8 protein-coding genes are annotated in these 12,298 nt (G+C 65.4%); 7 read left to right on the top strand and 1 reads right to left on the bottom strand.

Going from position 1 to position 12,298, the window contains the following annotated elements; translation table 11 throughout:
• The first annotated feature begins 22 nt into the window (after positions 1-22).
• The 7 genes from AC0L3U_RS03005 to ligA all read left to right on the top strand — a co-directional run bounded on the left by AC0L3U_RS03005 (position 23) and on the right by ligA (position 10,727).
• Positions 23-1,051: a cell division protein FtsQ/DivIB gene (locus AC0L3U_RS03005; RefSeq protein ID WP_473360629.1), complete on the top strand. Its 1,029-nt coding sequence runs from the start codon at positions 23-25 to the stop codon at positions 1,049-1,051.
• Positions 1,048-2,370, top strand: coding sequence for a cell division protein FtsA (gene ftsA, locus AC0L3U_RS03010; RefSeq protein WP_007613530.1), 1,323 nt, complete (start codon positions 1,048-1,050; stop codon positions 2,368-2,370). The genes AC0L3U_RS03005 and ftsA overlap by 4 nt, the downstream gene beginning before the upstream one ends.
• Before the next feature lie 87 nt (positions 2,371-2,457).
• The gene (gene ftsZ / locus AC0L3U_RS03015) at positions 2,458-4,254 is read left to right on the top strand and encodes a cell division protein FtsZ (protein ID WP_473360630.1); all 1,797 of its coding nucleotides are present in this window, start codon (positions 2,458-2,460) and stop codon (positions 4,252-4,254) included.
• 361 nt (positions 4,255-4,615) lie between these two features.
• Positions 4,616-5,578, top strand: a complete 963-nt coding sequence (gene lpxC / locus AC0L3U_RS03020; RefSeq protein WP_026232696.1) for a UDP-3-O-acyl-N-acetylglucosamine deacetylase — start codon at positions 4,616-4,618, stop codon at positions 5,576-5,578.
• A gap of 295 nt (positions 5,579-5,873) precedes the next feature.
• Entirely contained in the window at positions 5,874-6,779 is a 906-nt protein-coding gene (locus AC0L3U_RS03025) for an outer membrane protein assembly factor BamD (RefSeq protein ID WP_473347908.1), read from the top strand.
• A 13-nt stretch (positions 6,780-6,792) separates the two neighbouring features.
• Complete coding sequence (recN, locus tag AC0L3U_RS03030) at positions 6,793-8,466, top strand: DNA repair protein RecN (protein ID WP_473360631.1); 1,674 nt, start codon at positions 6,793-6,795, stop codon at positions 8,464-8,466.
• 107 nt (positions 8,467-8,573) lie between these two features.
• Entirely contained in the window at positions 8,574-10,727 is a 2,154-nt protein-coding gene (gene ligA / locus AC0L3U_RS03035; RefSeq protein ID WP_473360632.1) for an NAD-dependent DNA ligase LigA, read from the top strand.
• A gap of 175 nt (positions 10,728-10,902) precedes the next feature.
• On the opposite strand, the gene AC0L3U_RS03040 is transcribed toward ligA, so the two are convergent.
• Complete coding sequence (locus AC0L3U_RS03040; protein ID WP_473360633.1) at positions 10,903-12,180, bottom strand: multidrug effflux MFS transporter; 1,278 nt, start codon at positions 12,178-12,180, stop codon at positions 10,903-10,905.
• Between the last annotated feature and the right edge of the window lie 118 nt (positions 12,181-12,298).

Below are 12,298 nucleotides of genomic sequence, written 5' to 3' on the forward strand. Positions count from 1 at the left end.
AAACTGTTGACGAGCTCGTGCAATGGATGGAGCAGGAAGCCTCACTCGGTCGCTTTTCAGATCGCTGAGGCCCCAAGCTGACCTGAAGGCGGCCGCTATCGGAGCGGTCGTGCTTCTGCGCGAGTGGGTGCAGGACAAGCGTCAGGAAAGAGTTCTCGGCGCCCGTGCTGCCGCCAAGGAAAAGACCCGAGCCAAAGCCGTTATCGAGCGCGAGCCGCCGCCGCGGCTGGTCGCGCTGGTCGAGCGCTATCTGCCGCGCCGGGTCGGGATCAGCATGACGGTGCTGCTCCTGATCGGAAGCTGCGGCTTCGGTATCGTCAAGGGCGGCCATCTCCAGGATTTCATCACGGCGGTCAACGACACCCGTAACGCGCTGGCCAATTCCGCCGGCTTCCGCATCACCTCGGTCGTGATCAACGGCCGCAAGCAGCTCAGCCAGGACGAGATCCTCGCGATCGGCGGCGTCAGCGGCCGATCCTCGCTGCTGTTCCTCGACGCCGACGCGGTGCGCGACAAGCTCAAGGCCAATCCCTGGATCGCGGATGCGACCGTGCTGAAGCTCTATCCGGGCCAGCTCATGATCGAGCTCACCGAGCGCAAGGCGTTCGCGCTGTGGCAGGAGGCCGGCCGGCTCTCCGTCATCGCCGATGACGGCGCCGTGCTCGAACCCTATGTCTCGCGCCGCTTCCTGTCGCTGCCGCTCGTGGTCGGCAAGGGCGCCGATACGCAGGCCCGCGATTTCCTCGCTTTGCTGGCGCGCTATCCGCAGGTCAATTCCATCACCAAGGCCGCAATCTTCGTCGGGGAGCGGCGCTGGAATCTGAGGCTCAAGGACGGCCTCGACATCCGCCTGCCCGAGCAGGACGCTGGCAACGCGCTTGCGATGCTGTCCAGGCTCGACAAGGAGGACAGGCTGTTCTCCCGCGACATCGTCGCGGTCGACCTGCGCCTGCCCGATCGGCTGGTGGTGCAGCTGTCCGAGGACGCTGCCAAGGCGCGCGACGATTTGTTCAAGGACAAGAAGAAGAAAAAGGCCGGGGACGCTGCATGACCGGTCTTGATCGCACCCAGACACCGAAGACGCGCCCGATGCCGCACAAGCGCGGCGGCCTCGTCGCCTGCCTCGACATCGGCACCAGCAAGATCGCCTGCATGATCGCGCGGCTGAAGCCATCGGCGCCGAGCGAAGCCCTGCGCGACCGGACCCATGCGGTGGAGCTGATCGGCTACAGCCAGATCCAGTCGCGCGGCATGAAGGCCGGCGCCGTGATCGATCTCGGCGAATGCGAGCAGGCGGTACGACAGGCCGTCGGGCTTGCGGAGAAAATGGCCAAGGTGCGGGTCGAGTCCGTGCTGCTATCGGTCTCCGGCGGCCGGCTCTCCGGTCAGCTGGTCGAAGCTGCCGCCGACATCCGCGGCGGCGCCGTGACGCCGGCCGATGTCAGCCGCGTCACCTCCACCGGCATGCGCCACGCCACCGGCGAAGGCCGCACCGTGCTGCACGCGCTGCCGGTCGGCTACACGCTCGACGGCGTCAAAGGCATCCGCGACCCGCGCGGCATGGTTGCGCATCAGTTCGGCATCGACATGAACGTCGTCACCTGCGACGCCACGGTGGCGCGGAACTTGATGCTGGCGGTCGAACGCTGCCACATCAACGTCGAAGCCATGGCGGCAAGCCCCTATGTGGCAGGCCTGTCGGTGCTGACCGACGACGAGGCCGATCTCGGCGCCGCCGTGGTCGAAATGGGGGCGGGCACCACCACGATCGCGGTCTTTTCCGGCGGTCGCTTCGTACATGCCGCCGGTTTTGCGGTCGGCGGGCAACACATCACGATGGATCTGGCGCGCGGACTCTCCGCGACCATTGCCGATGCCGAGCGAATCAAGACGTTATATGGGACCGTCATCACCGGCGGATCGGACTCGCGTGAGCTGATGTCTGTACCGACAGCCGGTGACGAGCAGGATCTGCCGCAGATCGTCTCCCGCGCTACCATCGCCAACATCGTCAAGCATCGTGCCGAGGAAGTCTTCGAAATGGTTCGGGACAAGCTGAAGGATTCGCCCTTCGCCTCGGAGCCCAACGGCCGTGTCGTGCTCTCGGGCGGGGCCTCGCAGCTCACCGGTCTCGTTGAGCTCGGAACGCAGATTCTCGGCCGGCCCGTGCGGGTCGGACGTCCGCTCGGTTTCGGCCGGCTGCCCAACGAGGCGAAGAACGCCGCCTTCGCGGTGCCGGCCGGACTGCTCGTCTACCCGCAATATGTTCACCACGAACATGTCGAACCGCGGCATACGCGGCAGCAGGTCAGGACGGGGACCGGCGGGTATTTCGGAAAGGTCGGACGATGGCTACGCGAGGGCTTCTGATGACTCCTTCCCGCAATATTCGATTTTCACCAACTCCCGCGGCCGCCGGCCGGGGCGAACCCACGCGCGCGTGATCGAGAGGCAAACATGACCATCAGCATCAATGTTCCTGATATTCACGAACTGAAGCCCCGCATCACCGTGTTCGGCGTCGGCGGCGCCGGTGGTAACGCCGTCAACAACATGATCACGGCGGGCCTCCAAGGCGTCGACTTCGTGGTCGCCAACACCGACGCGCAGGCGCTGACGATGTCGAAGGCGCAGCGCATCGTGCAGATGGGCACGGCCGCCACGCAAGGGTTGGGCGCAGGTTCGCAGCCGGTGGTCGGCGCGGCGGCTGCCGAAGAGGTCATGGACGAGCTCCGCGACCATCTCTCGGGCGCCAACATGGTGTTCGTCACCGCCGGCATGGGCGGCGGCACCGGCACCGGTGCAGCTCCCGTGATCGCCAAGATCGCGCGCGAGATGGGCATCCTCACCGTCGGCGTCGTGACCAAGCCGTTCCACTTCGAGGGCGGCCGCCGCATGCGCACCGCGGAAGCGGGCATCAACGAGCTGCACAAGGTCGTCGATACGCTGCTCATCATCCCGAACCAGAACCTGTTCCGGGTCGCCAACGAGAAGACCACCTTCGCCGACGCCTTCGCGATGGCTGACCAGGTGCTCTATTCGGGCGTTGCCTGCATCACCGACCTGATGGTCAAGGAAGGCCTGATCAATCTCGACTTCGCCGACGTGAGAGCGGTGATGAAGGAAATGGGCAAGGCGATGATGGGCACGGGCGAAGCCTCCGGCGACAAGCGCGCGCTGACCGCCGCCGAAGCCGCGATCGCCAACCCGCTGATCGACGACAGTTCGATGAAGGGCGCCAAGGGCCTCCTGATCTCCATCACCGGCGGCAAGGATCTCACTTTGTTCGAGGTCGACGAAGCTGCGACCCGCATCCGCGAGGAAGTCGACCAGGACGCCAACATCATCGTTGGCGCCACCTTCGACGAAGCCCTCGACGGCCTGATCCGCGTCTCGGTCGTCGCCACCGGCATCGAGCAGGCCGCGATCGCTCGTAACACCCAGGCCACCAGTGCGCCGGTTGCGAACCCGGCACCGCAGGCCCAGCAGGCTCCGGCCGCGGCTGCCGAGAGCCGTCTTGCCGATTTGACCGCGCGGCTGCGCGCCGACAATCAGCGCATGGCCGAGCGCGCCCAGAAGTTCGAAGCGCAGACCCCGGCCGCAGGAACGGGTCAGTTTGCCGCCGCTCCCACGGCTCCGCGTCCGAACGTGGAGCGCGCTGCGCTTGCCGCCATCGCCGCCGCCGTTGCGGACGTTCCGCAGGCTCCCGCGCCGATGCAGACCTATGGCGACGTCACCGTGCGGCCGATCGCGCAGAAGCCCACGCTGTTCCCGGAGCCCGAGCAGGCGCCGATGGCCATGCATGAGCCGATGACGCCGGAAACCTTCATCCCGCCGCAGGCCGAGCGTGCGCCGGTTCGCACACCGCGGATGCCGCGTATCGAGGAACTTCCGATGCCCGCCCAGGCCGAGCTTCGCCAGGCCCGCGGCGAGGTCGAGGAGGAGACCCCGCAGAAGACGCGGCTGTCGCTGCTGCAGCGGCTCGCCAATGTGGGCCTCGGCCGTCGTGACGAGGAGACCGAGGCGCCGATCGCGGCCCGCACCGCCGGTCCCGCGATGCCGCCGCTGCCCGATCGCCGCCCCCAGAAGACCGTGGCGCAGCAAATCGCGTCCACCGAGCCGGTGTCCGAGTATGCCCGTCGTCCCGCGCCGCAGGGCCTGGACATGCACGGCCGTCCTGCGCCTGTTGCCCCGGCGCCACAGGGAGACGACCATCTTGATATCCCGGCCTTCCTGCGGCGGCAGGCGACCTGAGGATTGTTACAATAAGGCAGACGAAAAAAGGTCCCGGCGGGAAGCTTGCCGGGACCTTTTCTTTTGCCCCGTGCATATCCGGGTTGCGTCGCCAAGCAACTGATTTTAAATAATTAATTACATATTCGATGGTTCAGTAAAACTACCGAAAAAGGTCCCTAACTCCGGTCCAATTTGGTTAAGCCTTGGCGCGAATACGGCGGGTTTGGGGTAACAATCGGTAAAAAAGCGTGAGTTGGCGCTGTTTGAGGCAGTGACTATGGTTTGCCGTGACTTGGGGATACGGATTCGGAAGCGAGCGGTCTCAGCAGCTCAGTCGGGTTCAGTATAAGTCGCGGTGGTCGTAGTGGGGCGGTTCCTGATGAAATTTAGCCGGCAAACAACGCTTCGTGCGCAAGCCAGTGTGGCAGGCGTCGGCGTTCATTCCGGTCTTCCCGTCACGCTCACGCTTGGACCCGCGCCTGTCGACGCGGGCTTTGTTTTTATCCGTACCGGGCTCGAGGGAAGTGACCGCGAAGTTCAGGCCACCGCCGAGCAGGTGATCGCGACCGATTTCGCTACCGTCCTCGGAGATCGCAACGGCCCGCTGGTTTCCACCGCCGAGCATGTGCTTGCTGCGCTGCGGGGCATGGGCGTCGACAACGCCATCATCGAGATCGACGGGCCGGAAGTGCCGATCATGGACGGTAGCGCGGCAGCCTTCGTTGCGGCGATCGACCAAGCCGGCATCGTGACCCAGCCGGCACAGCGCCGCTTCATCCAGGTTTTGAAGCCGATCTCGGTCAAGATCGGCGACTCCTTCGGCGAGATCAGGCCCTATGCCGACGGGTTCCGCGCCGAGGTCGAGATCGATTTCACCAATCCTGTCATCGGCCAGCAGAGCTACGCCTTCGACCTCAACCCGGAGCGTTTCCGCCGCGAAGTCGGCCGGGCCCGGACTTTCGGTCTGATGTGCGACGTCGCGCGGCTCTGGAGCGCCGGCTATGCGCTCGGCGCCTCGTTCGACAACACCGTCGTGTTCGACGAGGAGCGGCTGCTCAACACCGAGGGACTGCGCTACGCCGACGAATGCGCCCGCCACAAGGTGCTGGACGTGATCGGCGACCTCGCGCTGGCCGGTCTGCCGCTGCTCGGCGCCTACCGCTCGGTGCGTGGCGGCCACAAGCTCAACCACGCCGTCCTGACCGCGCTGCTCGCCGACCGCACCGCCTGGCGGGTGGTCGAGGGCGAGGCAGCCCGCCGCACCACGCGTCCGGTGGCCGAAACCGGTCGCGGCATCGTCGGCGGCCGGATCGCCGCGGTCTACGGGCCAGACGTTTCCTAAAAGAGGGACGTTTCCTGAAGCGAGACATTCCCGAAGAGAGACGCGTCTGAAGAGACCCGTCGCCGCAGGCGTTTGGCGGCGGCTTTCCCCGGGAAACTCCTGGTAACGATGATCGGCTAGGATTGCGGCGCGTTCGCCTTAATCCGGGCGGAATGCCTGCCTATCCGGTTGGTTGAAGATCGTTTTTCGGTTACACCGGCGTGGTCGCACGGCAGGCGCCACGGCTATATTTCGCGCCCAGGACGGGGTTCATGGGCTGGCGGACACCGCACCACAGGGCGTCAGGGCAATATTCATGTCGGCACAGCGTATGACGCGCGGATATCTTCAAGTCCCGTCTCGAGAGGTCTCGTCTCGAGCCCGTGGGCTGATTCAGGCTGTCGTCCTCTTCGTGCTCGCGCTGCCGCTGGCCGGCTGCGGCACCGGCGCGCTTTGGGACAAGTTCACCGCCAAGGACGATACCTTCGTCGAGGAGCCTGCCGACAAGATCTACAATGAGGGCCTGTACCTCATGAACGAGAAGAAGGACATGAAGGCGGCGAACAAGAAGTTCGAAGAGGTCGACCGCCAGCATCCTTATTCCGACTGGGCCCGCAAATCGTTGCTGATGTCGGCCTACGCGTCCTACCAGGGCGGCGACTACGACAGCTGCATCGGCGCGGCCACCCGCTACGTCACGCTGCATCCCGGCAGCCCGGATGCGGCCTACGCGCAATATCTGATCGCCGCCTCGCATTACGACCAGATTCCGGACATCAGCCGCGACCAGACCCGCACTGAGAAGGCGATCGCCTCGCTGGAAGAGGTGGTTCGCAAATATCCGACCTCCGAATACGCGACCTCGGCCAAGGCCAAGATCGAAGGTGCGCGCGACCAGCTCGCCGGCAAGGAAATGAACGTCGGCCGTTACTACGCGCAGAAGCGGGACTACACGGCGGCGATCAACCGCTACAAGGCCGTGGTGACGCAGTACCAGACCACCCGCCATGTCGAGGAGGCGCTGTATCGCCTGACCGAGGCCTATATGGCGATCGGGATCGTCGGCGAGGCTCAGACGGCCGCCGCCGTGCTCGGGCATAATTTTCCTGACAGTCGCTGGTACAAGGACGCCTATAATCTTGTAAAATCAGGCGGTCTCGAACCGAGCGAGAATCAGGGGTCCTGGATTAGCAAGACCTTCAAGAAAATGGGTCTCGGCTAGGAAATAGAGTTCCATGCTGGCGCGTCTGTCGATCCGTGACATCGTCCTGATCGAACGGCTCGATATCGAATTCGCACCGGGCCTCGCGGTTTTGACCGGCGAGACCGGTGCGGGCAAATCCATCCTGCTCGATGCCTTTGCGTTGGCGCTCGGCGGCCGCGGCGATGCCGGCCTCGTGCGCCACGGCGCGGAGCAGGGGCAGGTCACTGCCGTGTTCGATATCCCAAAAAACCATCCCGCAGCCAAAATCCTCGCGGAGAACGGGCTGGAGGATACTGGCGAGATGATTCTCCGCCGGGTCCAGCTCGCCGACGGCCGCACCCGCGCCTTCATCAACGACCAGGCGATCAGCGTGCAGACGCTGAAGGCGGTCGGTACTGCCCTGGTCGAGATCCACGGCCAGCACGACGAGCGCGCGCTGGTCGATGCCGCCACCCACCGCCGCCTGCTCGACGCCTTCGCCGGTCTCGAAAAGGACGTCTCGGCGGTCGAGGCGCTCTGGGACGCCCGCCGCACCGCCAACACTTCGCTGGAGGAGCATCGCGCCGGCATGGAGCGCGCTGCGCGCGAAGCCGATTACCTCCGCCACGCCTCGGACGAATTGAAGCAGCTCGCGCCCAAGGACGGCGAGGAGACCTCGCTGGCTTCGAGGCGCACGACCATGATGCAGGGCGAGAAGATCGCCTCCGACCTGCGCGAGGCGCAGGAGGCGGTCGGCGGCCACCATTCGCCGGTCGCCTCGCTGTCGGCGGCCGTGCGGCGGCTGGAGCGCCGGGGCGTCAACTCGCCGGCGCTGGTCGAGCCCGCGGTGAGGGCAATCGACATCGCGATCAACGCGCTGGAGGAAGCCGACCAGCATCTCCAGGCGGCGCTTGCCGCGACCGATTTCGATCCCTCGGAGCTCGAACGCATCGAAGAGCGGCTGTTCGCGTTGCGCGCCGCCTCGCGCAAATATTCGACGCCGGTCGACGGGCTCGCCGCACTTGCTGCCAGATATGCTGCCGACGTCGTCCTGATCGATGCCGGCGCCTCCCGGCTGAAGAAGCTGGAGCAGGCCGCGATCGAGGCCGATGCGCGCTATGCGGCGGCCGCAAAGAAGCTGTCGATGGCGCGGCAGAAATCGGCGGAGAAGCTCAACAAGGCGGTCAATGCCGAGCTCGCGCCGCTCAAGCTCGAACGCGCCAAGTTCATGACCCAGGTCCAGACCGACGAGGCAGCTCCAGGCCCGCAAGGCTTCGACCGCGTCGAGTTCTGGGTGCAGACCAACCCGGGCACCAAGCCGGGGCCGATGATGAAGGTCGCCTCCGGTGGCGAGCTGTCGCGTTTCCTGCTGGCGCTGAAGGTCGTGCTGTCCGACCGCGGCTCGGCGCCGACCCTGGTGTTCGACGAGATCGACACCGGCGTCGGCGGCGCGGTCGCGGACGCCATCGGCGGACGGCTGGCGCGGCTCGCCGGCAAGGTCCAGGTGATGGCCGTCACCCACGCCCCGCAGGTCGCCGCCCGTGCCGACCAGCATCTGCTGATCTCCAAGGACGCGCTGGACAAGGGCAAGCGCGTCGCCACCCGAGTCAATGCGCTCGCCGCCGACCACCGCCGCGAGGAGATCGCGCGGATGCTCGCCGGCGCCGAGATCACCGCCGAGGCGAGGGCTGCCGCGGACCGGCTGCTCAAGGCAGCGACGGCTTGATTTCTTGTCCCGGACGCGCGCAAGCGCCGGGGCCCTAAACGTTATGTCCGGGGTACGAAACTGTAACCGCCTTTACCCTCCCGCCCGCTCCATCGTATCCAAGCACCATGGCCAGAGCAGCAAAATCCAAATCAACACCGCTTCGCGACGTCGCTGACCTCACCAAGGCGCAGGCCAAGGTCGAGCACATGCGGCTCGCGCTCGAGATCGAGGGGCATAACGAACGCTACTACCAGGACGACGCGCCCACCGTCACCGATGCCGAGTATGACGCGCTACGCCAGCGCTTCAACGCGATCGAGAAGCGCTTCCCGGAATTCGTCAGCGCGGACTCGCCGTCGCAGAAAGTCGGCGCTGCACCGTCGGGCCGCTTCAAGAAGGTGCGGCATGCCGTCCCCATGCTGTCGCTCGACAACGCCTTTGCGGAAGAGGATCTGCGCGACTTCGTCGGCCGCATCGTGCGCTTCCTGAAGCTCGACGACGACAGAATCGATTTTTCCGCCGAGCCGAAGATCGACGGCCTCTCGATGTCGCTGCGCTATGAGGGCGGTGAACTCGTCACGGCGGCGACTCGCGGCGACGGCGCGGTCGGCGAGGACGTCACCGCCAATATCCGCACCCTCGAAGACGTGCCGCAAAAGCTGAAGGGACGCAACGTGCCCGATATCTGCGAGGTGCGCGGCGAGGTTTACATGACCAAGAAGGCGTTCCTGGCGCTCAACGAGCGGCAGAAGGCGGAAGGCGGCACCATCTTCGCCAATCCACGAAACTCGGCCGCGGGCTCGCTCCGGCAGAAGGATCCGACCATCACCGCCTCGCGCCCCCTCGGCTTCTTCGCCTATGCCTGGGGTGAGATGAGCGCGATGCCGGAGAGCACGCAGAGCGGCATGATCGGCTGGTTCGAGCGCTGCGGCTTCAAGACCAACCCGCTGACCAAGCTCTGTCACTCCGTCGAGGAACTGCTGGCGTTTCATCACGCGATCGAGGAGCAGCGCGCAAAGCTCGACTACGACATCGACGGCGTCGTCTACAAGGTCGATCGCATCGACTGGCAGGAACGGCTCGGCTTCGTCTCGCGTACGCCGCGCTGGGGCATCGCCCATAAATTCCCGGCCGAGCGCGCTACGACGGTGTTGCGCGACATCGAGATCCAGGTCGGCCGTACCGGCTCGTTCACGCCGGTGGGCAAGCTCGAACCGGTCGGCGTCGGCGGCGTGATCGTGCAGAACGTCACGCTGCACAACGAAGACTACATCAAGGGTATCGGCAACAAGGGCGAGGTGCTGCGCGAGGGGCGCGACATCAGGATCGGCGACACCGTCGTGATCCAGCGCGCCGGCGACGTCATCCCGCAGGTGGTCGACGTCGTCCTCGACATGCGGCCGAAGAGCGCTAAGGAATACCACTTCCCCAAGAAATGTCCGTGTCCGCTGCATACCGACGTCGTGCGAGGAGAGACGGCCGCTGGCGAAGAGGAAGCACGCGCCCGTTGTACCGGCGAGTTCGCCTGTCCCTATCAGAAGATCGAGCATTTGAAGCTGTTCGTGTCGCGGCGCGCCTTCGACATTGACGGTCTTGGCGAGAAGCAGCTCCAGTACTTCTTCGACGAGGGTTTTGTGAAGGAGCCAGCCGACATCTTCACGCTGGAAAAGCGCAACGCAAAACTCAAATTGGAGGACATCGAGGGTTATGGCGCAACCTCGGTGCGCAATTTGTTCGGCGCGATCGAGAGCCGTCGCAAGATCGCGCTGGAGCGCTTTATCTACGCGCTCGGGATGCGCCATATCGGCGAGACCACGGCGCTGGCACTGGCACGCGGCTACGGCTCCTGGGACGCCTTCCACGACGCCAGCCTCAAGGTTGCCAAGGGCGACGAGGAGGCGATGGCCGAGATGGATGCGCTCGACCAGATCGGCGAGACCGTGATCAAGAGCATCGCCGATTATTTCGGCGAGAGCCACAATCGCGGCATCGTCGAGCGGCTGACCGGGGAGGTCGAGATCATCGACGCCGAGAAGCCGAAGAGCAATTCCGCCGTCGCCGGCAAGACCGTGGTGTTCACGGGCTCGCTGGAGAAGATGACGCGCGACGAGGCCAAGGCCACCGCTGAGCGGCTAGGCGCAAAAGTGTCCGGCTCGGTGTCCAAGAAAACCGATCTCGTCGTCGCCGGCCCAGGCGCGGGTTCGAAGCTCGCGGAAGCCAACAAGCACGGCGTCAAGGTACTGACCGAGGACGAGTGGCTGCAGCTGATCGGGGAGTGACTCTTCCCTTCTCCCCTTGTGGGAGAAGGTGGCGCGTAGCGCCGGATGGGGGGTTCTATCCTCGAGTTCAAGCTTTGAGAGGGGACCCGTGCGGAGAGAGACCCCTCATCCGGCGCGCTACGCGCGCCACCTTCTCCCACAAGGGGAGAAGGAAGAAGGCCTCACCGGGCAAGCCTCACATCATCCCGCTCTCTTCCTCTTCCGCCTGCTCGATCAGCGTCTCGCTCACCACGACCTCGCGGCGGGGGACGACGAAGATCATCGTGCAGGCGCACAGCAGGGAGATCGCCAACACTGCGGCGGTGAGCGGCAGCGTGGTCGCGGAATGGCCGCCGAGATAGGCGCCGAATTGCGACATCAGCGCGCCGATGCCCTGCTGGAGGAAGCCCATCGCACCTGAGGCGGTGCCGGCGGCCTCGGGACGGATGCTGATGGCGCCGGCGGCGGAGTTCGCCATCACGAAGGCATTGCCGACCATCACGATCATCTGCGTGCCGAACAGCCAGGCGGGCGCCTCGTTCCAGCCAGTGAAACTCCACAGCAGGTTCAACAGGCTGCCGCAAAGCTGTAGCGCGAGGCCGAACCAGATCAACTTCTCCAACGAGTGCCGGGGCGCGAACCGCACGCAGAGCAGATTGCCGACGAGATAGGCAAAACCTGTCGTCGCGAACCACGCGCCGTATTCGGCGCTGGTCCTGCCCATCTGCGTCACCACGATATAGGGGCCGCCGCCTGCGAAGGTGAAGATGATCTGCGACGCCAGCACCTGGCACATCACGTAGCCGACGAAGGCGCGGTTGCGGATCAGGATGCCGACATCGCCGCGAAAACCGCTGCCGGCGGCGCGGTCTCGGCGCGTCTCGGGCAGCGCGAATGCGATGCCGACGGCGACAATGATCGCGGCGAGCGTGATGGCGTAGAAGATCGCGCGCCAGCCGAACGCAGTCTCGATCAGGCCGCCGGTGAGCGGGGAGACCATCTGCCCGATCATCAGCGCCGCGATGACGAGGCTGATCATCGAGGCGACGCGATCGCGCTGGTAGATGTCGCGAATGATGGCGCGGCTCACCACCATGCCGGCGGCGCCGCCCAGCGCCTGGAAGAAGCGCGCGGCGATCAGCTGCGGCAGGGTTTCCGCGAAGATACAGGCGACGCTGGCGACCACCATCAGCGCCAGGCCTCCAAGCAGCACCGGGCGCCGCCCGAAACGGTCCGACAGCGGGCCCATGATGAGTTGCGACAGCGCGATGCCGACCATGTACAGCGACACCGTCATCTGCGCGACCGAGATGTCGCTGCCAAAGGTCGTCGCCAGCACCGGCAGCGCCGGAACCAGCATGTAAAGCGAGATCGGCGCGATTCCGGTCATGACGACGAGCAGCAGCAACACCACGCGCGAGGTCGCGAGGTTGTGTTGCGCCGCTGGCGGCGGCGTGCTGATCATGCCGTGCATGCGCGCCCGTCTCGTCGAAATTCGAATCGGACTGTAGCGTGCTCGCACAAGACGGATATCGGCGTTTTGGAATGCGGCTATACGGATTCCGGGACGGTGATATTGGCGGCGCGATGAG

It is taken from the genome of Bradyrhizobium sp. Kon69 (assembly GCF_055807515.1).